General features: G+C 44.6%; 17 protein-coding genes. 8 read left to right on the top strand and 9 right to left on the bottom strand.

Features of this window, described 5'->3' with window-relative positions; translation table 11 throughout:
* The first annotated feature begins 55 nt into the window (after positions 1 to 55).
* The gene (gene rlmF / locus FTU95_RS10745) at positions 56 to 1,030 is read left to right on the top strand and encodes a 23S rRNA (adenine(1618)-N(6))-methyltransferase RlmF (RefSeq protein ID WP_180078491.1); all 975 of its coding nucleotides are present in this window, start codon (positions 56 to 58) and stop codon (positions 1,028 to 1,030) included.
* A 121-nt stretch (positions 1,031 to 1,151) separates the two neighbouring features.
* Here the strand turns inward: rlmF and FTU95_RS10750 are convergent, their stop codons facing one another.
* Positions 1,152 to 2,219: an aldehyde reductase gene (locus FTU95_RS10750; RefSeq protein WP_180078493.1), complete on the bottom strand. Its 1,068-nt coding sequence runs from the start codon at positions 2,217 to 2,219 to the stop codon at positions 1,152 to 1,154.
* Between the two features lie 341 nt (positions 2,220 to 2,560).
* On the opposite strand from FTU95_RS10750, the gene bfr reads away from it, so the two are divergent.
* Positions 2,561 to 3,025: a bacterioferritin gene (gene bfr / locus FTU95_RS10755; RefSeq protein WP_005095949.1), complete on the top strand. Its 465-nt coding sequence runs from the start codon at positions 2,561 to 2,563 to the stop codon at positions 3,023 to 3,025.
* Between the two features lie 57 nt (positions 3,026 to 3,082).
* Here bfr and FTU95_RS10760 read toward each other — a convergent pair whose 3' ends face one another.
* The 5 genes from FTU95_RS10760 to FTU95_RS10780 all read right to left on the bottom strand — a co-directional run bounded on the left by FTU95_RS10760 (position 3,083) and on the right by FTU95_RS10780 (position 8,417).
* A complete protein-coding gene (locus FTU95_RS10760) occupies positions 3,083 to 3,499 on the bottom strand; it encodes a biopolymer transporter ExbD (protein WP_159516617.1) in 417 nt (138 codons plus the stop codon).
* Between the two features lie 21 nt (positions 3,500 to 3,520).
* On the bottom strand, positions 3,521 to 3,946 hold the full coding sequence (locus FTU95_RS10765) for a biopolymer transporter ExbD (protein ID WP_159138568.1): 426 nt from the start codon (positions 3,944 to 3,946) through the stop codon (positions 3,521 to 3,523).
* A 16-nt stretch (positions 3,947 to 3,962) separates the two neighbouring features.
* Positions 3,963 to 4,862: a MotA/TolQ/ExbB proton channel family protein gene (locus FTU95_RS10770; protein ID WP_159516618.1), complete on the bottom strand. Its 900-nt coding sequence runs from the start codon at positions 4,860 to 4,862 to the stop codon at positions 3,963 to 3,965.
* A 36-nt stretch (positions 4,863 to 4,898) separates the two neighbouring features.
* Positions 4,899 to 5,600 carry an energy transducer TonB gene (locus tag FTU95_RS10775; RefSeq protein WP_180050581.1) on the bottom strand — a complete coding sequence of 234 codons (702 nt, stop codon included), beginning with the start codon at positions 5,598 to 5,600 and terminating at the stop codon, positions 4,899 to 4,901.
* A 150-nt stretch (positions 5,601 to 5,750) separates the two neighbouring features.
* A complete protein-coding gene (locus tag FTU95_RS10780; protein WP_180078496.1) occupies positions 5,751 to 8,417 on the bottom strand; it encodes a TonB-dependent receptor in 2,667 nt (888 codons plus the stop codon).
* 724 nt (positions 8,418 to 9,141) lie between these two features.
* On the opposite strand from FTU95_RS10780, the gene FTU95_RS10785 reads away from it, so the two are divergent.
* The 6 genes from FTU95_RS10785 to FTU95_RS10810 are packed head-to-tail and all read left to right on the top strand — an operon-like array spanning position 9,142 to position 18,610.
* Positions 9,142 to 10,899: an ABC transporter substrate-binding protein gene (locus tag FTU95_RS10785; protein WP_180078498.1), complete on the top strand. Its 1,758-nt coding sequence runs from the start codon at positions 9,142 to 9,144 to the stop codon at positions 10,897 to 10,899.
* A gap of 22 nt (positions 10,900 to 10,921) precedes the next feature.
* Entirely contained in the window at positions 10,922 to 12,727 is a 1,806-nt protein-coding gene (locus FTU95_RS10790) for an ABC transporter substrate-binding protein (protein WP_180078521.1), read from the top strand.
* Between the two features lie 19 nt (positions 12,728 to 12,746).
* Positions 12,747 to 14,753 (top strand): M3 family metallopeptidase, encoded by a 2,007-nt coding sequence (locus FTU95_RS10795; protein ID WP_180078500.1) that lies wholly within the window; start codon positions 12,747 to 12,749, stop codon positions 14,751 to 14,753.
* 12 nt (positions 14,754 to 14,765) lie between these two features.
* Positions 14,766 to 15,704, top strand: coding sequence for an ABC transporter permease (locus FTU95_RS10800; RefSeq protein ID WP_005172401.1), 939 nt, complete (start codon positions 14,766 to 14,768; stop codon positions 15,702 to 15,704).
* Between the two features lie 7 nt (positions 15,705 to 15,711).
* Entirely contained in the window at positions 15,712 to 16,863 is a 1,152-nt protein-coding gene (locus FTU95_RS10805; protein ID WP_180000225.1) for an ABC transporter permease, read from the top strand.
* Between the two features lie 10 nt (positions 16,864 to 16,873).
* On the top strand, positions 16,874 to 18,610 hold the full coding sequence (locus FTU95_RS10810) for an ABC transporter ATP-binding protein (RefSeq protein WP_180078502.1): 1,737 nt from the start codon (positions 16,874 to 16,876) through the stop codon (positions 18,608 to 18,610).
* Between the two features lie 54 nt (positions 18,611 to 18,664).
* Here the strand turns inward: FTU95_RS10810 and rluB are convergent, their stop codons facing one another.
* Genes rluB through FTU95_RS10825 form a run of 3 tightly spaced genes read right to left on the bottom strand, consistent with a single transcriptional unit; the run spans position 18,665 to position 21,179 of the window.
* Positions 18,665 to 19,756 carry a 23S rRNA pseudouridine(2605) synthase RluB gene (gene rluB, locus FTU95_RS10815; RefSeq protein ID WP_074384125.1) on the bottom strand — a complete coding sequence of 364 codons (1,092 nt, stop codon included), beginning with the start codon at positions 19,754 to 19,756 and terminating at the stop codon, positions 18,665 to 18,667.
* Between the two features lie 41 nt (positions 19,757 to 19,797).
* A complete protein-coding gene (scpB, locus tag FTU95_RS10820) occupies positions 19,798 to 20,388 on the bottom strand; it encodes an SMC-Scp complex subunit ScpB (protein ID WP_005095975.1) in 591 nt (196 codons plus the stop codon).
* The gene (locus FTU95_RS10825) at positions 20,385 to 21,179 is read right to left on the bottom strand and encodes a ScpA family protein (RefSeq protein ID WP_180078504.1); all 795 of its coding nucleotides are present in this window, start codon (positions 21,177 to 21,179) and stop codon (positions 20,385 to 20,387) included. The genes scpB and FTU95_RS10825 overlap by 4 nt, the downstream gene beginning before the upstream one ends.
* Positions 21,180 to 21,222: the final 43 nt, after the last annotated feature.

Raw genomic sequence — 21,222 nt, forward strand, 5'->3', positions numbered from 1 at the left:
CAGGTATAGATCCTGCCTTATTGATTCTGTTCTCCCGTTGATGATTGGCATACACATGGCTCAAGCAAAGAAATCTTTTCCGCAACAAAAATCGGAATTACATGCACGAAATCTGCATTGTAGTCGTTACGATTTTCCTCAGTTAATCCAGAGTTGTCCGGAACTTGCCCCTTTTGTCAGCCCGAATCAATATAACGATCTTTCAGTCAACTTTTCTGATCCTCAAGCTGTGAAAATGCTCAATAAAGCATTGCTCAAGCATTTTTATGGTATTCAATATTGGGATATTCCTCAAGATTATCTTTGCCCACCTATTCCGGGTAGAGCCGACTATATTCACTATTTAGCGGACTTGTTGAGTGATAGCAATAAAGGTCAGATTCCAACAGGACACGCCGTTCACGTATTAGATATTGGGGTGGGCGCGAACTGTATTTATCCGATTATTGGTCATCGTAGTTATGGTTGGAAATTTGTTGGCTCAGACATTCATCCTGCATCGGTAAAAAGTGCTCAATTTATTGTGGAGGCAAATCCAAATCTCAGGAAGGGGATTCAGATTCGATTGCAAAAGACACCGAGCAATATTTTCAAAGGTGTGATTAAACCTTCAGATCGTTTTGATTTGACCCTGTGTAACCCACCATTTCATGCTTCGCAAGATGAAGCAAATGCCACAGCAACGCAAAAAATACGCAAACTCGGTAAACCGGTTGATCGGTCTAAAGTGGTGTTAAACTTTGGCGGACAAAAGAACGAGCTGTGGTGTGACGGTGGAGAAGAACGCTTTGTTTGCCAGATGGTACAAGAGAGCACACAGTTTGCTGAGCAATGTCTTTGGTTTAGTACACTGGTTTCTAAGAAAACCACATTGCCTATGCTGTTAAATACCTTGCGTAAGTGCGGTGCAGTGGAGGTAAAAACCATTAAAATGACGCAGGGGCAAAAAGAGAGTCGTTTTGTGGCTTGGACTTTTCTAGATGCAAAGCAACAGCAAGCGTGGAAAAATGCGCGTTGGACTTCTGCTTAGCTTGTTTTTAGGCAGGAATAGTGAGCTTGTGGGCGTATAAGTCGGTGTAGTAGCTCAAATTTAATCTGACAGACATAATAAAAAAATCGGTAACTGTCAGATCAGGTTTGAGCAAGTACGATTAAGGAATATATTTTTTCACCACACCATCATCTAGTAATTGCTGGAAGTGCTCGACCAGACTCTCTTTCACCGGACGATATTCCAGACCGAGTTCATCCTTACTTTTTTGTGCATTAAAGAAAATTGGATAACCCATATTCAGTTCTACAAATTTGCGGCTAAAACCTGCTACAGGCCCGAACAGTTTAAAGGCTGCTTTGGGCAGTTGATTGCGTGGGAACGGAAACTTATTGCCGAAATGTGCCCGTAGAATTTGGCCCATTTCCAGCAGACTTAAGCTTTCACTACAAATGATATAACGGCCATGCGCTTGCGGATTAAATGCAGCACGGATATGCGCTTCAGCGACATCCTGAACATCGACCACGCCATTCCACATCGGTGGAACGCCAAGCAGCATCATGCCGTTGGCAAATTGCTGCAAGACTTCGACACTGCCCGACTGAGTAGTTGGTGTTAGGGATTGACCAAAGACTAGCGCTGGATTGATACAGACCAGATCCCAGCGATCTTGTGCTTCAGCCATTTCCCAGGCTTTACGCTCTGCCATGACTTTGGAATAAGGATAAGGCTGATGCGTGGCCGAACTGGTGGTATTCCAGCATGATTCATCAAAACTGTTATGTTCAGTTTGTAGAATATCAATGGCATCGCCATAGGTAGATGCGATACTCGATGTGACGATCACACGTTTTACGGATGCGGTCTGATTGACACTATTCAATACATTTTCAGTGCCTAACACCGCAGGTTCAATAATATCTTTGACTGCATCTTTATAGTTGGTGACCACAAAAGGTGAGGCCATATGAAAGACAATTTCACAACCTTGCATGGCCTGATCAAAAGAACCCGGGCTTAATAAATTGGCTTGAAATAACTTGAGAGTTCCCGGAGTGCTGTCGGCAATTTTTTCTAGGTGAGTAAAGCTTTGAATTTTATTCAGATCGCGTACCGTGGCATGTACGCTATAGCCTTGCGTGAGTAATTTCTGGATGACCCAGCTGGCAATATAACCCGATGCACCGGTAACTAGAACCGGCGCTGTAGTGTATAGATGTGTCATAGTTAAACCATTGTTGTTTTAAATTTGTCTGCATCATAAGCGAAATTTATGCATTAAGTACGCCAATACGGTGATGTTTATACAAAAACTATTAATCTGACTGATCTTCATGAATATTTACAAATTTTAACCTGAACATTCTTTGGTGTATTTAGCTGTAGAGCCGAGCGCCGTAAAAATGCAAAGTATTGTTTTATAAATGGGATTTGATTCAGAACGAAGTGTAAATGCAAGTACTTCTCATTTTAATTATATAAAAATCAAATATTTAACATAGTTAAGCTTTGCAAATCTGAATGCTTTTCTCCATAATAGCAGCATAAAGGTAGGGAGTAATTCAAATGCGCGGTAATCCAGAAGTCGTAGATTATTTAAATATGTTGATCGGTGGCGAACTGGCTGCTCGTGACCAATACTTGATTCACTCTCGGATGTATGAAGATTGGGGTTTAACCAAAATCTTTGAACGTATCGACCACGAAATGCAGGAAGAAGCCCAGCATGCGGATGCGATTATCCGCCGTGTATTGTTCCTTGAAGGTACACCGAACATGCAACGCGATGACGTTGAGATTGGTGAAGATGTCGTGAGCTGCCTGAAAGCCGATCTGAAACTTGAATATCATGTGCGGGAAAAACTGGCACAAGGCATCAAGCTGTGCGAAGAAAAAGGTGACTATATCACCCGTGATATGCTGCGCCAGCAAATGTCAGATACTGAAGAAGACCATACCTACTGGTTAGAAAAACAGTTGCGTTTAATTGAACTGATTGGCTTGCAAAATTATATTCAATCACAGATGTAAAATCGGATTGAGAAAAAACCCAGCATATGCTGGGTTTTTTTTATATGTTGTAAATAGTTAGTTGTTATTACTCATAATTCCAATTTTTTTGACATCCAGACGCTGTGCAGAAGCCATGACCATCGCAATATGTTTATACTCGGTGGCACGATCCGCTTTGATTTTAATCTGATCCTGATCTGCTTTTCTGGCCACTGTTTGAAACAGAATTTCTAGAGCCTGAGGGCTTTCTACGGGCTGTTCATTCCAGAACATTTTGCCTTGTGCATCCAGACGTAATTCCACCAGCTCAGGCGGTTTTTCATCGGTCACAGGTGGCGTTCCGTTGGGCAGATCGATATTAATAGAATTATTTGGTAATGGAATCGTGATAATAAACATAATCAGCAAGACCAGCATGACATCAATCAGTGGCGTCATGTTGACATCCAACATCACATCATCATCTTGATTCGAACCCACATTCATACCCATAAACTTAATCCTTCTTCACTTTTAAGGTGTAGCGGGAGGTGTCGTGACAAAAGCAATTTTGCCAATACCGGCTTGTTGGGTGGTACTAATCACCTGATCAATCGCCTCATAAGGGGTTAACTGATCGCCGCGGATATGTACTTCAGGCTGAGGTGTCTTTTGCGCTTCAGCCTGTAAGCGGCTCAGTAAAACGGATTTATCTGCAATATAAATTTCGTTCCAGAAAATATCTCCAGTTTTATTGACGGCCAGCTGAACATTGTCTGGCTTGGTTTCATAGGGCACATTTCTTTCTTCAGGTAGATCGACAGGGACGGTATGAATTGCAACCGGCACAGTAATCAGGAAGATAATGAGCAGAACCAGCATAATATCAACCAGAGGTGTGGTATTAATGGTTCCAATTACCTCATCATCGCTGTCGTTTGAATTGACCATCATTCCCATGGCTGATGCCTCACTCTTACTTTACGTCACGATTAACAGAATTATTGGTCGTGATTTCACCGCTGAGTAATACTGCGTGCAAATCAGAACCAAAAGTACGCACTTCTTCCATGACCGCTTTATTACGGCGAGTCAACCAGTTGTAACCGAGTACTGCCGGTACTGCGACTGCCAGACCGATTGCAGTCATGATCAGGGCTTCACCTACCGGGCCAGCAACTTTATCGATTGATGCCTGACCTGAAACACCAATGGCAGTCAGTGCATGGTAGATCCCCCAAACTGTACCAAACAGGCCAACAAAGGGTGCAGTCGAACCGACTGTCGCAAGGAAGGCCAGACCGCCACTCAGATGGTTCTGAATTTTGTCGATTGCACGCGAAATCGAAATGGTGACCCAGGTATTGAAATCGATACGCTCAAGTAAATTACCACCATGATTTTTGGTTGAATTGATGCCTTTTTCCGCAATAAAACGGTAGACGCTGGCTTCGTCCAGGTTTTCGGTCGCATTATCCAGAGAAGAAGATTCCCAGAAGGTATTTTCAGCTTGTTTGGCCTGTTTGCGTATTTTGCCTTGTTGCAGGCATTTGCTGATCATGATGTACCAGGTACCGATCGACATGACAACCAAAATAAAGAGGGTGATTTTAGAAACGATATCACCTTCTTTCCACATGGCTTCTAAACCATAAGGATTATACGCAGGCTCTTCGGCTACGGGTTCAGCCGGAAGTGGTGGCGGAGTAGGTGTTGCAGGTGTTGCGGGTGTTGTAGCCGTTGTTTCAGTGGTTGCACTCGTATTTGGAGTAGCGGACTGTTCTGCAAAAACAGCTTGCAAAGGTAATAAGGCGCTTATGGCAATCACACCAGCAGCAGTCATATTTTTTAAAGGTTTTAGTGATTTTTTCATCATAGATCTCCTGATTTTTTTCTTTATCTGTTGTATCTGTTAGTCAAGGACAAATTCATAGGGAATGTCATACCAAGATTCTTGCGGCTCACCATTTTTCATGGCCGGCTTAAAGGTACATAAACTGAATGCCTTAGATGCTGCACGATCCAGTGAGCGACTACCGCTCGAACTTTTTACTTTGGCATCTTTGACCTTACCGTCGGTATTTACATAGACAGAGATCAGGACTTCACCTTGTTCTTCATTCATGAGTGCATCGCGTGGATAGTCAGGACGTTTACAACCTACTTCACCTTGTGCCACACCGCGAGTTACACCAGCGGGTGGAGGAGTTGGTGCTGGAGCAGCTGCGACGACTGGAGCCGGTGCTGCCACGGGACTTGGCGAAGGACTGGCGGCAACAGGTGTAGGTACTGCAACAGTCGTTGCTTGTGTGGGTGTAGCAAGCATTTTCTGTACAGGAACCACTTTTTCAACCGGTTTTAGCTCAGGCACTTGTGCCACTTTTTCCACTATTTTCGGTGGTTCTGGCGGGGTTTCTTTTGGTGGTTCAGGTTCAGGTAGCTTAATATCCTGGATAATCATCAGCTCAACCGGCTGTTCGGCCGGTTTAATAATGTCTTTTGCCATACCCGCCATGAGTACCAGGCCAACCAGGATATGCAAAAAAACCACCACCCCAATACCCGTCAGTTTCTTGGCGGAGTTTTTTTCTAAGTCTTCAAACTTTGTGCCCATCATGACTCCTAGAATTTAAGACAAACAGGAAATAGTGCACTGATGAGAAAATTGTTTTTGGTTACAGGCAGCATTATTTTTTTGTTCGACTAAAATTAAACGGGGAAAACTGCAAACACCGCTTGGCAGCAGTGTTTGCGAAAAGATTAATTAAAAGAATTTATAGGTACCACGTAAGAAGTAGGTACGGCCCATTGGGTCACCATGACGAGGATCATAGCCGTATTGGGCATTATTGGTTGCATCAGAAGCAGGTGGTTCTGCATCAAACATGTTACGGATACCAGCAGTTAGCTCCAGATTTTTGAATCCGTTATAGGTTCCTGCAAAGTTATAAAGCGTATAAGCACTTACATCACGTTCTTGTGAAAAGTCTTCATAACCACGGATATATTGTTGTTCTAGTCTCATTTTCCAGTTTTCATAAGACCAGTTAATATTGGCAATATGTCTCCAGCGAACGACTGCAGGATCATCATAGATGCCCACCAAACCTTTCCATGAGCCACCCGGTTCTTCTTGCTCATCCATTTTGATGACATAGGTCCCATCAATGCCGAAACCGAAGCGGCCGGTCGCTGTCATTGGGGTTAAATAATTCAGGCTAAGGTCAATCCCTTCAGTTTTTAAGCCACCCATATTTTGTAAGGTGGTGTTTAAATACTGAATACGGCCATCTGGTGCATAAACGATCAGGTTGCCATAGCGATCAAGATCATTAAAAATATCATTAGGTGTAACTGAGCTAACTAGACCTTCAATATCGATATTGTAGTAATCGGCAGTGAAGACCAGATTCTTGATCGGTTCATACACGAAACCGGCTGTAAAAGAGGTTGATTCTTCTGGCTGTAAGTCCGGATTACCCCCCTGTTTACGCTTGAACTGCATGCCACATTGATCGGAAAACTCGATGTTGTTTGGTGTGCCGTCTGCATTACAAAAACGCGGGTTATTAAAGTTGGTGCTGGTATTGGTTTCACTTTGTAAGGAGTTAATTTCCCACATACTTGGTGCACGGAATCCGGTGCTATAAGAGCTACGGAACATCAGTTCTTTCATTGGTTCCCAGCGTAGAGATACTTTTGGATTAAAAGTGTCACCAAAGTCACTATAGTCATCATAACGCGCCGCAAGTTGAGCTTCTAAGCTCGGCAGGATCGGAATATGTAATTCTGTAAATACTGCAGTGATATCACGATCACCTTGGCTTGAAGGCTTGTCCGGATCAATACCGCTTCCTGGAACCTGGCGAACCAGATCTGCATTGACCTTGGCTTCCCAGTCCTGGGTGGTAAAGCTTCCGCCCAAGGCAAAGCCAACTTCACCCGCAGGTAGTTCGTAGATTGGACGACTGACAGTGAAATCTACGGTGGTGGAATCCAGGCTAGCCATATTGGTCGCGCCTGCTACATCAAAGGTCGACCATTTTCCAGCATCTGCAGCTGCCTGAGGACCAAATGGATTTAAGGTGCCATCATTAAGCGCAGCCTGAACCTGACTCTGGTTCAGATAACCACTGACGAAATTGTCAGTTGCTTCACTTTTGGCATAAGTTACGCCACCATTTACATCCCAACCTAAAACCTCACCTTCGATTCCTGCAAAGAACCGGTTTGATTCATTCACTGATTGAGAAACGCGGTTACCTGACTGTGAACGTAAAAAAAGTGGGACTCTTGTATCTGTAAGACCAGCAATGCCTGGCGTAATACCTTGGCCCGGGTAATATTTGCTGGTATCTGGAATAGAAAGGGTTCCAGCCCATACATCTGGGGCAATTGAAGTGGTCACTTCACTTTCGGTATAAATATATTCAGCAACTGCATTTAATGAATCGGTGAGTTTAAATGTACCTTTGGCTAAAGCAGAAAAGGTTTCTTCATCTGGAGTAATGCCAATGAGTGCTTGAGTATTTAACAGGCAGCGACTCCCTGAGATGAACATATTTGGAGCATTATTACAGTTCTGATTAATATAAGGGTTAACTATGCCTAGAGTTGAGGATTGCAAGTTAGCAGGAAAGCCCGAACCGGAACCAATTGACATGTTGAGTTCAGGAATCAAGCCACCACGACGGCTGACTTTACGGTCTTTGGCCATAATCATATCGGAAGTACGATAGTCGATTACACCATAAACGTTAAATCCCTGTTCGTCCAAATCCCCATAACCACCGAAAATCGAAACATCATACTTGTCGCCATTTTTTTCTTCCGGTGCTTGCAGTCCGCCCGAAATACCAAAACCTTGGTATTCTTTTTTGATAATAAAGTTAATTACCCCGGCAATTGCATCTGCACCATATACCGCAGAAGCACCATCACGCAGGATCTCGATACGGTCAACCATCGCCAGTGGAATGATATTCAGGTTAACTTCAGAGGTACTGAAAGGGCTATTTGCTAAACGACGGCCATTTAATAAAACTAGAGTCTTATCGGTACCAATACCACGCAGGTTGGCAGCTGAACCCGAAGTATTACTTTTACCGATATTTTGGGAAACAGCGAAGCCGGCTTGGTTAGCACTGACTTTATTAATGGCTTCTTCAACCGTGGTGACCCCCTGATTCACCAGATCTTCAACTTTCAGTACAGTAATTGGTGATGCGCTTTGTGCTGCAACCCCTTTAATCGACGACCCCGTCACTGTCACTTTCTGAACTTTGGTCGGTTGTGCCGCAGAATTTTCTGCTTCATCTGCTGCATGTGCTAAAGAAAAACACATCATACTTAAGGTAAGCGTACTTAACTTGAGTATTGTCTTGCCAACTGTTGGAGCCCCCATAGATCCGACCAATTTGTTTTTTTTCATCGTAATTTTCACCCTTTTGTTATGTGAAGTAGTGCTGGGAGGACTTAAGCAAAGCGAATGCCAACTTATAAATTATTAACTTTAAAAAACATTAAGTGATTGAAAGAATTATATTTAATTTGGTTTTTTTAGAGATTTACTAAATTCTGATGAAGAAATATTAAGAGAGTAGGGTTTAAAATCTGAAGAAAGTCTCTATAGGAAACCATGAGAAAGTAAAAAATAAATATTTAATGAATAAGAATGGAATCTAAAACTGAAAGGGAAATTGAATAAAGTTTAATCATGGTGCATGATTTTTACATAAAATATACAATAATTTAATAAGATAATAACTATATATTTCATTTGCTTATGTATGTATTTTCTTGGGTTGAAGTAGTGGGAGGATGCAATAATATGAAACAGGTCTGGTTTATTTTTGTGCAGACTAGGCTTGGAGCTAGATTTTAAGAATAAATATTAAATTAATGATTCATGGAAAATATTATGTTATTGATAATGTTTTAAATGATTAATAAAAATAAGCTTTTTTGAGTTAATAACAGGAAAAAGTCGTTATTTTTCGAGGATGGCATGAAATTCGCTTTGTTCAGTTTATTCCATCTGTCCAGCTTTGACCCATCCATTGAAGCAAATATGGGATGATGTATTTAAAACTTCCTATAGCAATAAAACTTCAAGATAAAGAATAGGTACAAATTTGAAATCAGCACTTTTTAGCATGACGATTTTGGCCTTGGCTATGAGCTCGGGGCAAACTGCCTGGGCAAAATCATCTGCACATCCGGATAAAGTTTTAAACCTGGCTTTCGAAGCGCCTGATGATGGTTTTGATATGGTCAAAACCTATAATTTTTATAGTGGTAGCGTGGCTGAGGCCATTTTTGAGCCTTTGTTGCGTTATGACTATCTGGCCCGGCCTGCAATTTTGGCCCCAAATACCGCCGAGTCTTTACCCGTGGTTGAACAGGATGGCAAAGTTTATACTTTTAAAATCAAGCCAGGAATTTATTTCAGTCCGGATCCGGCCTTTCAGGGCAAGAAGCGTGAACTGGTCGCCCGGGATTATATTTATTCCATGCAAAGGGTGATGGATCCAAAAAATCATTCACCTTCTTTTTCCTTTATTGAAGGCAAAATTCTTGGCGCAGATCAAGTCATTCAGCAGGCCAAAAAAACGGGTAAATTTAACTATGATGCTCCGATTGCCGGTTTAAAAGCTCTAGATAAATATACCTTACAAATTACCTTGACCCGTTCAGACCTGAATTTTCCTTACATTCTGGCCTATGTTGCTTTTAGTGGTACCGCACGGGAAGCGATCGAACATTATGGTCATCGGGCAGGTCAGCATCCGGTTGGAACAGGGGCGTATCAGTTACACAAATATGTGCCGCGTAGCCGTATTGAACTGACTGCCAACCCGAATTATCGCGGTTTTGTCTGGAACTTTAAGGGCGATGGTTCCGAATGGGATCAACGTCTGGTGAAAGAAATGAGCGGCAAAAAAATGCCGCAAATTGGGATGGTCAAGGTCAGTATTATTGAAGAAGAACAATCGCGCTGGCTGGCGCTGAAATCGGGTCAACTGGATTATGACCGGCTCACTGCAAGCGGTGCCGAACAGGCCCTGGTCAATAAACAGCTCAAAAACGAATACAAGCAAAAAGGCATTTTACATTATCCAAATAAAGACGCAGAAATCACTTATACCATCATGAATATGCGCGATCCTGTGGTCGGTGGAAATTCACTAGAAAAAACCGCTCTGCGTCGGGCAATCGCCTTGTCTTATAACCAGAATGAAGCCATTAAACAGCTGTATAAGGGACATGCAGATAAAGCTGAAATGACCATTCCCGAAGGCGTGAATGGGCATAATCCAGCTTATAAAAATAGTATTGCCTATAATCCGCTCTTGGCCAACAAGCTGCTCGACCGTTTCGGTTATAAAAAAGGTGCAGATGGCTATCGGACTTTGCCTGATGGCAAACCTTTGACACTGAAAATGAACTCGACCAGTTCCAGCTCTTCAGTGATTGCAGCTGAATTATGGAAAAAAAATCTGGATGCAGTTGGTCTACGTATTGAATTTAAAATCAGCAATTTCGCCGACAACCTGAAAGAAGCCACGCAATGTAAACATATGCTGTGGGGCGGTGCCTGGATTGCAGATTATCCGGAGGGTGAAAATTTTGCTCAACTCTTATATGGCCCAAATGCACAGCAGGGCAACCTGAGCTGCTATACCTCAAAAGCCTATGATGCTCTGTATCAGGCTGCTATGAAACTGCCACCAGATCAGCGTACGCCCTATTATGAAAAAATGAACCGGCAAATCGAAGCCGATAATCCCTGGATTTTACACAATACCCGGGTGCGTAACTGGCTGATTCACCCTCAGGTTCAAGGCTTTAAGGCACATCCAATCATGAACTCCGTTTGGCAATATCTCGATATTGAACCAGTCAAAAAATAAACCTATTTAGATGAAGAGTATGATGAAGGGAAATTTATCAAAGCAATTCAAGCAACTGACAGGTAGTGTTCTGCTGGGAAGTTTGCTCTGTTCGGGGATCGTTTCTGCATGGGCCGTTAATCCTGCAGATCCTAACAAGGTGATTCGGGATGTTTTTCCGGTGGCAGAAACCGGATTTGATCCCGCCGCAACGCACGATGCCTATTCAGCCCGGGTTAATAGCGCGATTTTTGAAAACCTGTTTAGCTATGACTATCTGGCAACCCCAGCCAAGCTGATTCCTAATACCGCGGTTGCCATGCCAGAAGTCAGTGCAGATGGTCTCACTTATACCATCAAAATCAAAAAAGGCATTTACTTCGCCGATGATCCCGTTTTTAAAGGTCAGAAACGTGAACTGACGGCTTATGATTATGCCTATTCATTAAAACGTCTGATCGATCCCAACTTGCATTCACCAAATAGCTGGTTGCTGGATGGCCGGATTAAAGGGCTGGAAGCATGGGTCGCCTTAGGCAAAAAGAATGGCAAAGTCTATGAAAACCCCTTTGAAGGCATTCAAACGCCAGACCGTTATACCCTGATTCTGAAACTGACCCAACCGGATCAAAACTTTCCGATGTTACTGGCACATGGCCCAGCAGCTGCAGTTGCCCGTGAAGTTATTGAAAAGTACCGTAATAAAGCAGGCTTTGCGATGGACAAACCAGTCGGTACAGGCCCTTATTTATTGTCACGCTGGACTCCGGGTTCACGCATTATTTTAAAAGCCAGTCCGAACTACCGGAGTTTTGTCTGGAATTTTAAAGCCAGTAGCAGCGAAGACCAGCCTATTGTGGATGCATTGCAAGGCAAAAAAATGCCGCAAATTGGTACGATTGATATCCGGGTCATTGAAGAAGCCCAGTCACGCTGGTTGGCCTTTAATAAAAATGAACTGGACATGACTGAAATCGACGGCGACATGGTGGTTCAGGCGCTTGAAAATGGGCTACTCAAACCTTCCTTAAAACAAAAAGGGGTTCAGTTATCTAGGATTACCGATCCGCTGATTGGCTACCATTACTGGAATATGCAGAATCCTGTGGTTGGTGGGTTCAGCAAGGAAAAAATTGCGCTACGTCGTGCCATGGCCATGGCTTACTCTACCGACAATATGATCAGTGTCTTGCTCAAGGGCGATGCCAATAAGTTACAGATGCCGGTACCACCCGGGGTGGTTGGTTATTCACCGGATTATAAAAGCAGTATTCCCTATTCGGTCAAGGCGGCCAATATGCTGCTTGACCGTTATCAATACAAAGTCGGGGCCGATGGCTGGCGCAGACAACCCGATGGTAAGCCTTTAGAGATTGAACTGATTGTCGGTAATACCAGTCGTGGTCAGCAACAGGCAGAATTCTGGAAAAAAGCCCTGGACAATATTCAGATCAAGATGGTCAGTAAAGCCATGCCATTTGCCGAGGCGATCAAGCTGGAAAAACAATGTAAGACCATGTTTAAAAGCTCGGCCTGGATTGCAGACTATCCGGATGCCGACAATTTTATGCAGCTTTTTTATGGCAAAAATGTCAATGTCACCAACAATGCCTGCTTCAAACATCCTGAATTTGACCGCCTGTATGAGCAAACCCAAAGTATGCCAGCCAGTCCTGAACGTGATGCAATCTATCGCAAAATGTCCCGGATTCTGGAAGTGAATATGCCGGTACTGATGCTATATAGCACCTATCGTAATGTCTTGTCGCAACCCCGGGTCATTGGTTATAAAAACCATCCGATTCTGTCTTCAGAGTGGATGTACATCGATATTGATAGCAAAAAGTAAGAAAAATCTGGAGATAAATATGAAATCGAAGTCTTTAAAATTAAGTAGCTTATGTTTAGTCATAATGGGGGGATATCAGGGGGTAGCGGCACAGACTCAAGCGCAGCTGCTGCCATTATTTAAGGCAGCAGAGATTCCATCTTTATGTGATGCCAATCTGGCCAGCATGCAAAAAGATATTCAGATATTTGAAAATCAGAAAATTAAAAATAAGGCCAAGGCAGGGCCTTATCTGGCTGAATGGGATGAATTGCATGCCAAAGCCCGGGATTTTGGTGCAGCAGTCGGATTGTATAGTAATGTCGATCCAGACCCTGCATTGCGTCAGGCAGCAGATGACTGTGAGCTGAAAATCAGCAAGTACCAGACCACGCTGTACCAGAATCCGAAACTGTATGCCCAGTTCAAGAAACTGAAGGCCAGTGATCCGATTGATCAAAAATTCTTGCAAGATATTCTGGAGCAGTTTGAAAAAACCGGGGTACAACTCAGTGCAGAAAAACAAAAGCGCCTGAAAGACATCATCGAAGAATCGACCAAGCTGTCTCAGGATTTCGCCAAAAATGTACGTGATAATCCGCATAAAGTCGAATTTACCCCAGCAGAAATGAAAGGTCTGCCAGCCAGCTATATGGCGGGGTTAAAGAAAAATGAAAAAGGCAATTATCTGCTTGGCTTTGACTATCCGGAATACCAGCCATTCATGGAGCTGGCAGAAAGTGATGAAGCACGCAAACGCTATCAGACGGCTTATACCCGCCGTGGGACAGAGCAAAACCTGCAATTTATGAAAAAAGCCATTGATCTGCGTTATGAGATGGCTCAACTTTTTGATAAAGAAAGCTATGCACATTCAGCCCTTGAATTTCGTATGGCAAAAACCCCAGAAGCGGTGAATTCTTTTCTAGAGGATGTGTATAGCAAAGTCGCACCTTTAGAGAAACAAGATGTAGAGGAGTTACGCCAGTTCAAAGCCGAGACCTTAAAAGTTCCACGAGAGAAAGCAGACATTACTCGCTGGAATCAGGGCTATTGGAGTGAAAAACTGCGTCAGGCCAAATACAAGGTCGATCAGGAAAAACTGCGCGATTACTTCCCGACCGAAGCGGCACAAAAATGGTTATTTGCTGTGTCATCAGAACTGTACGGGATTGATTTCAGGCCGATGAAAGTCAAGGCCTGGCACAATGAAGTGGAATATTATGCGGTACATGATACTGCCTCAGGTGAATTCTTGGGCGGATTATATGTCGATAAATACCCGCGTGAAGGTAAATATGGACATGCGGCCGTCTGGGGCGCCTATGGTGGCAGTACCCTGAATCAGCGTCGTCCGGTATCGGTACTGGTAACCAATTTTAACCGTAAGGGCTTGAATAGCAACGAACTGGAAACCTTTGTGCATGAAATGGGGCATGCCTTGCACGGGATTCTATCGAAAACCCGCTATACAGAACAGTCTGGTACCTCGGTAGAGCGTGACTTTGTAGAAGCGCCGTCACAGATGTATGAAGAGTGGGCACGCCGTCTGGAAACCTTGTCAAAAGTAGCGGATTACTGTGAGCCGGCATGTCCTCGGGTGGATGCTGCCATGACCGAGCGCTTAAAGAATGTGAAGAATTACGGTCGAGGCCTGCATTATGCCCGTCAGGCTTTATATGCCCAATATGATATGGCCTTACACAGTAAAGATGCCCTCAAGACCGACCCATTAAAATTATGGCAAGAGATGGAAAGCAAAACTGCCTTGGGTTATGTACCCGGTCAGCAGTTCCCGGGACAGTTTGGGCATGTGATGGGCGGCTATCAGGCAGGTTATTACAGCTATATGTGGTCCGAGGTGATTGCGCTGGATATGCTCTCTGCCTTTGGCGATCAGTTGATGGATAAAAAAGTCGGTGCGCATTATCGCAATACGGTCTTGGCGCAAGGCGGACAAAAACATGGCGAGCAGATGGTGAAAGACTTTCTGGGTCGTGATCCAGACAGCAAAGCTTTCTTTAATGAAATCTCTGGAAAAAATTAAGGAAGGCAAGCGATGCTGGCATATATTATTCGACGGCTCTGGCAAATGATCCCCACCATGCTCGGGGTGATTTTGCTGATCTTTCTGCTGTTTAACTGGGTGGGGGGCGATCCTGCCTATATCCTCGCTGGTAAAATGGCCAATGCAGAACAGATTGAAAACATCCGGCAACAGCTTGGGGTGGATCAACCGTATTATGTGCAACTGTGGATTTTCATCAAGCAGATTTTAACCTTTGATTATGGGGTGAGCTGGAGTACCGGCGAGTCGGTGGCGCAAATTATTAGTACGCGTCTGGGACCCTCACTGACCATTCTGATTCCACTGACCATTTTGCAAACCATTATTTCCATCATTTTGGCCTTGGGTGTGGCGTCAGTTCGCGGCAGTCTGACCGATCGCATGATCATGATGCTGTGTACCATCGGTATGTCGATCAGTATTCTGGTCTATATCATTGTGTTTCAGTACTTCCTCGCTTATGAGCTGAGCTGGTTTCCGGTGCAGGGCTGGAGTGATAATTTCGCCGACAATCTTTTCAAATACGCCTTGCTGCCTGTGCTGATTATGCTGGTGGTGAGTATTGCCCCGACGCTACGCCTGTACCGCAGTTTTGTGCTGGACGAAGTCAATCAGGATTATGTACGTACCGCGCGGGCCAAAGGTCTGGGCGAGAGCCGGATTCTGGGCGTGCATGTACTACGAAATGCCTCGATTCCAATTATTACCGATGTGATGGCGGGACTTCCAGCTCTACTAATTGGCGCCTTCCTGATTGAACGTTTTTTTGGTATTCCGGGGATTGGCCGTGAAGTGATTATTGCCGTAGAGCGTTCCGATTTTCCGGTAATTAAAGCGATTACGGTCTATGTTGCCGCTGCGACCATGATATTCAACCTGATTGCCGATCTGATCTATAAATGGGTCGATCCACGCGTACAGTTGAAGTAGGTGAATTATGCTGAGTGCGATATTTAAAAAAGAGCAACACGCTCAAGCCGTGCCTGAGTCTACTTCGACAGGATTATGGCAACTGGCCATGCGCCGTTTGAAACGTGACCGGATTGCCATGTTCTCCTTATTGGTGGTGCTGTTTTATCTGCTGCTACTTTTGCTTTCCATGAGCGGTTTTATTGCCAAGGACTGGAATAAAGAAGTGGCGGTCAGTTATGCACCGCCAAGTTTTATCAGTGCAGCGCCTATGCCGGCTGTTTCCGGTGAAGAACAGGAAGCAGAATTGGTCGTTTTACCGGTCAATCCAGTCGATCCTTTAAAAGAGGTGATTGCAGAACTCAATGCTGAAATTGCTGCTGAGCAAAGGATGGGGGGCAGCATCGATTATTATGGTGTAACAGATCCGCTGGCAGAAGACATGCACGTCATTAACCAGCAGCTCGGTGGTCAGCTGATGGATCAGGACAGCGAATTAAAACAGAGTCTGATCTTTGGTGCGGATAAATGGGGACAGGATGTTTTACAGAAAACCATTAAAGGTGCGGAAACCTCGATTCTGGTCGGACTGGTTGCGGCTTTGGTCGCTGTGATCATTGGCACCGTACTTGGTGCACTTGCCGGTTATTTTGGTGGCTGGGTCGATGATCTCCTTAACTGGTTTTATAATGTCTTTACTTCAATTCCTTATTTACTGCTGGTTCTGGCAATTGCTGCGGTGTTACAACAGAAAGGGATTTTATCAATCATCCTGATTTTAGGTCTGACCGGCTGGACTGGGGTTTTTCGTCTGGTTCGTGCCGAGTACATGAAACATACGGCGCGTGAATATGTACTGGCTGCCAAGGCGATTGGGGTGAGTAATTTACGGCGTATGTTTGTACATATTTTTCCGAATGTCAGTCATATTGCCTTGGTACAAATGTCCATTCTGGTGGTGGCTTTTATCAAATCTGAAGTGATTCTCAGCTTCCTCGGTTTTGGCGTGCCAATCGGAGTAGTGTCTTGGGGAAGCATGCTGAATGAAGCGCAAAGCGAGCTGATTTTAGGGAAATGGTGGCAACTGGCCGCAGCCTCGATTGCCATGGCAATACTGGTGACGGCTTTCTCGATGTTTACTGATGCACTCCGTGATGCATTAGATCCGAAACTGAAATAGGAGCGCAACCATGTCTGAAATCAATCCAAGTACAGCACCTGCGTTACTTCGCGTGGAAAATTTGCGTGTCAGTTTTAAAGGTGAAAATAAACAATATATCGAAACCGTGAAAGGGGTTTCTTTTGACATTCCTGCCAATACAACTGTGGCGCTTGTGGGAGAATCTGGCAGTGGCAAGTCGGTTACTTCACTGGCGACCATGGGCTTGCTCCCGACGGAAAGCGCGCGTATTTCCGAAGACAGCCGGATTATCTTTGAAGGGAAAAATCTGCTTAAGCTCAAAACCCGTGACATGCGCCAGATGTGTAGTAAAGACATTGCCATGATTTTTCAGGAGCCGATGTCCTCGCTCAATCCGGTATTTACGGTAGGCATGCAGATTGCAGAAATCCTGCAACTCCATTTGGGTATGAATAAAAAACAGGCGCGGCAACGTACTTTAGAACTGCTCAAAGAAGTGGGTATTCCTGCACCTGAAACTAAAATCGATGCCTATCCGGGACAGCTTTCGGGGGGGCAGCAGCAGCGGGTCATGATTGCCATGGCCATTGCCTGTGAACCCAAGCTGTTAATTGCGGATGAACCGACCACTGCCCTGGATGTCACCATTCAAAAGCAGATTCTGGACTTGCTGGAATCTCTGCGTCAGCGCCGTCAGATGTCGATGCTGTTCATTACTCATGATCTGGCTTTGGTGGGGGAAATTGCCGATCAGGTGATTGTGATGCGACATGGGGAAATTCGTGAACAGGGTTTGGTTCAGGACGTACTGGATCGACCTCAGGATATGTATACCCGGGCTTTATTGCATTGCCGTCCACAATTGTCGCAACGTCCGTTACGTTTGCCAATGATCAGTGATTTTATGAAACAGGATGGTTCAACCTGGCTGGACGATATCCACCTGAATACTCAACTTCCGCAACGCTCACGCGGACTCAAGGGCGGAGAAGAAATTATTCTGGATGTACGTGATCTGAAAAAATCTTTTTATAGCCGCAAAGGTCTGTTTGGCAAAGATGAATTTCAGGCGGTGAAAGGAGTTTCTTTTCAGCTGGCCAAAGGTAAAACCTTGGGGCTGGTCGGAGAATCCGGTTCGGGCAAAACCACCATTGGCTTGTTGTTGATGCGTTTACAACAGGCAACAGGCGGTAAAGCGCTGTTTCAGGGGCGAGACATTTTGGCCATGTCTGAAAAGGAATTTAACCAGTATCAACGTAAAATCCAGATCATTTTCCAGAATCCTTATGCCTCTTTAAATCCGCGTTTTACCGTGGGGCAAATCCTGATGGAACCGATGCAGATTCATAAAATTGGTCAGGATGATGCAGAGCGCAAGCAAATGGCTTTGGATCTGTTGGAGCGGGTCAGCTTGCCTGCTCAGGCTTTTTATCGCTATCCGCATGAGTTTTCCGGTGGTCAGCGTCAGCGTATTGCAATTGCACGTTGTCTGACTTTGAAGCCTGAAATTTTGATCTGTGATGAGTCGGTCTCGGCGCTGGATGTTTCAGTACAGGCACAGGTCTTGAATTTACTGCAAGATTTGCAGGATGAATTTGGACTCAGTTATATTTTCATTTCACATGATTTATCGGTGGTGAAGTATATTTCAGATCAGATCATGGTGATGAATCATGGGGAACTGGTGGAAATTGCCAATTCAGATGAATTGTATCAGTCACCACAGCATGAATATACCAAGCGTTTACTCAGTGCCATTCCACAAGGGATTCCACAAAGTGCCTGATACATAATGCATAAAAAAGTCAGGCATTTGCCTGACTTTTTTTGTTTATATCAATTAAAACTTTTTAAAGCCTTTATTGACACCGTATGGACGACGTGGCGCATTTTCATCACGCTCTTCACGGCGACCAAAAGCTTGATCTGGACGAGTTTCGCGGCGAGGAAATTGAGTATTGCCATCACGGTTGTCACGACGAACGAACTGCGTACCATTTTGGTTTTCATTTCTGTCACGACGACCATAGGCATTGTCATCACGACGCTCGCGGCCAGGGTTATTCTGTGGTTGTTGTTCATCACTGTCACGACGTTGCTGACGCAAGAAACCGCCACGGCGTGCAGCCATCGGTTTATCCTGCATACGCTCGTTACGACGTTTCGCCATACCAAACAGGCCTGTACCTTGACGTGGTTTCAGTTCCACAGCTTTGGTCAGGTTGTCGATATCGTTTTTATCCAGTTCAATCCAGCGACCGGTACGCAGTTCGCGTGGCAGAATCACAGTACCGTAGCGGGTACGCAGCAGACGGCTTACTTTCAGACCTTGTGATTCAAAGATACGACGTACTTCGCGGTTACGACCTTCTTTTACTACGACCTGGAACCAACGGTTAATACCATCACCGCCGAGTTCAGAGAACGATTCGAATTTCGCTGGGCCGTCATCTAATACCACGCCTTTAAGCATGGTGTTTTTGATTTGTGGTGTCACCTCACCCATGACACGAACTGCGTATTCACGTTCGATTTCATTGGATGGGTGCATCAAGCGGTTGGCAAGTTCGCCATCATTGGTGAACAGTAACAGACCGGTCGAGTTAATATCCAGACGGCCGACCATCACCCAGCGATCGCCCGGAATCGCAGGCAACTGTTCAAACACGGTCGGGCGGTTTTCAGGATCGCTACGTGAGCAGATTTCGCCTTCAGGCTTATAATAGATAATCACACGACGACGAATTTCGTCTTCAATCTGAAATGCAACCTTACGACCATCGATGCGAAGCTCATCACCTGGTTCGATTCGTTCACCCACTTGGGCAATTTGCCCATTGACGCTTACACGACCCGCGGCAATGACTTCTTCCATATAACGGCGAGAACCCAAACCAACGCGTGCAAGCACCTTTTGCAATTTTTCACTCATGACAGCATAACCTTAGAAATAATTATCAACAGTTCACCTATTTATGACTTCGGTGCATTTGCATCGAGGGCCATAAAAGCTTCCTTGGCATCCTGCAGGGGAGGCAATTGGCCTAAAGAATTCAAGCCAAACGCATTTAAAAATTGTGGCGTTGTCATTAACAACGCAGGTCTTCCAGGGAGTTCACGAAATCCGGATTCTTTAATCCAGTTCCAGTCAAACAGCGTACGCAAAATCTGACTGTTATTCGTCACACCACGAATTTGTTCAATATCGGCTCGGGTCACCGGCTGGTGATAAGCAATCACTGCAAGTGTTTCAAGTAAGGCTGGCGACAAGCGAGTTGGTCGCTCAGGCCAGGTCTGTGCAATAATATTACGATATTTTGCACGCACTTGAAAACGGTAACCTTGTGCTGTTTCAATCAGTTCAATCGAACGGCCATGCATTAACATGGAAAGTTGTTGTAAATACTGACGTAATTCCTGTTTGCTATAGCGATCCTGAAAAGCCTCTTTCAGACGCGCTAATGAAACCGCAGAGTCGCTGGCGAAAATAATCGCCTCAAGCTGCATCAACACCTCATGCAGATGATCTTCTGCAGAAAACAGCGTATTTGGCTCTAGTGTCATTGACTGGCTCCTTGAACTGCGAGCGGGGCTTCAATACCTGTAGCAATAATCTGGATTTTTTGTTGCCGGGTCAGCTCCAGCACTGCCATAAAGGTCACCACCATACCCATGCGTCCCTGACTCGGTTTGAGTAAATCAGCAAAAGATAAGACTTCGCCAGATTCCAGACAGCTTTCAATATAGGCAATCCGTTCTTCGAGCAGTACCGGTTCCTGTTGCACCTGATGAATCACCGGTTCAGGACGGTTAAAAATACACAACAAGGCATCACGCAGTAAATCGATCGAATAGCCTTCATTATTCTGCTGAACGTCGCCCAGACTGACATGGGTCAGGAATGTATCACGCTCCAGAATAGGCATTTGCCCCAGACGTTCTGCTGCCTGTTTAATTCTTAAATAATTTTCTAAACGGTCGATCAGTTCTTGTTTTGGATCTTGCTCAATCGCAGACAGGCTTTTCGGTTTAGGCAATAACAGACGCGATTTGAGATCTGCCAATAAAGCAGCCATCACCATATAATCTGCGGTCAGCTCAATATTCAGGGATTTCATTGCATCCATATAGGATAAATATTGCGCTGCAATCGGCGCGATATCGACTTGCAACAGGTCAAAACCATTTTTTTGAATCAGGTAAATTAAAAAGTCGAGTGGGCCTTCAAAATGTTCTAACAAGATTTCAAATGCGGCGGGAGGAATATACAGATCCTCTGGAATAGTATCCTGCCATTCATCCAGAACCCGAATGTGCGGAGCAGATTCCATTGTGTTAAGGATAATTTGAGTCATTACAATTATAGGCCACGCGAATTTTCAAAGGCATGCAAAGGCT

This window comes from Acinetobacter sp. YH12208 (genome assembly GCF_013418055.1).
In the GTDB taxonomy this organism is placed as follows: Bacteria; Pseudomonadota; Gammaproteobacteria; order Pseudomonadales; family Moraxellaceae; genus Acinetobacter; species Acinetobacter pseudolwoffii.

Excerpts from the sequence above, each read along its gene's own strand:
- bfr (WP_005095949.1), top strand. The coding sequence starts at position 2,561 with ATGCGCGGTAATCCAGAAGTCGTAGATTATTTAAATATGTTGATCGGT.
- FTU95_RS10760 (WP_159516617.1), bottom strand. The coding sequence starts at position 3,499 with ATGGGTATGAATGTGGGTTCGAATCAAGATGATGATGTGATGTTGGAT.
- scpB (WP_005095975.1), bottom strand. The coding sequence starts at position 20,388 with ATGACACTAGAGCCAAATACGCTGTTTTCTGCAGAAGATCATCTGCAT.
- FTU95_RS10765 (WP_159138568.1), bottom strand. The coding sequence starts at position 3,946 with ATGGGAATGATGGTCAATTCAAACGACAGCGATGATGAGGTAATTGGA.
- FTU95_RS10810 (WP_180078502.1), top strand. The coding sequence starts at position 16,874 with ATGTCTGAAATCAATCCAAGTACAGCACCTGCGTTACTTCGCGTGGAA.
- FTU95_RS10805 (WP_180000225.1), top strand. The coding sequence starts at position 15,712 with ATGCTGAGTGCGATATTTAAAAAAGAGCAACACGCTCAAGCCGTGCCT.
- FTU95_RS10785 (WP_180078498.1), top strand. The coding sequence starts at position 9,142 with ATGACGATTTTGGCCTTGGCTATGAGCTCGGGGCAAACTGCCTGGGCA.
- FTU95_RS10750 (WP_180078493.1), bottom strand. The coding sequence starts at position 2,219 with ATGACACATCTATACACTACAGCGCCGGTTCTAGTTACCGGTGCATCG.
- FTU95_RS10770 (WP_159516618.1), bottom strand. The coding sequence starts at position 4,862 with ATGATGAAAAAATCACTAAAACCTTTAAAAAATATGACTGCTGCTGGT.
- FTU95_RS10795 (WP_180078500.1), top strand. The coding sequence starts at position 12,747 with ATGAAATCGAAGTCTTTAAAATTAAGTAGCTTATGTTTAGTCATAATG.
- rlmF (WP_180078491.1), top strand. The coding sequence starts at position 56 with ATGGCTCAAGCAAAGAAATCTTTTCCGCAACAAAAATCGGAATTACAT.
- FTU95_RS10825 (WP_180078504.1), bottom strand. The coding sequence starts at position 21,179 with ATGACTCAAATTATCCTTAACACAATGGAATCTGCTCCGCACATTCGG.
- FTU95_RS10800 (WP_005172401.1), top strand. The coding sequence starts at position 14,766 with ATGCTGGCATATATTATTCGACGGCTCTGGCAAATGATCCCCACCATG.
- FTU95_RS10780 (WP_180078496.1), bottom strand. The coding sequence starts at position 8,417 with ATGAAAAAAAACAAATTGGTCGGATCTATGGGGGCTCCAACAGTTGGC.
- rluB (WP_074384125.1), bottom strand. The coding sequence starts at position 19,756 with ATGAGTGAAAAATTGCAAAAGGTGCTTGCACGCGTTGGTTTGGGTTCT.
- FTU95_RS10790 (WP_180078521.1), top strand. The coding sequence starts at position 10,922 with ATGAAGGGAAATTTATCAAAGCAATTCAAGCAACTGACAGGTAGTGTT.
- FTU95_RS10775 (WP_180050581.1), bottom strand. The coding sequence starts at position 5,600 with ATGGGCACAAAGTTTGAAGACTTAGAAAAAAACTCCGCCAAGAAACTG.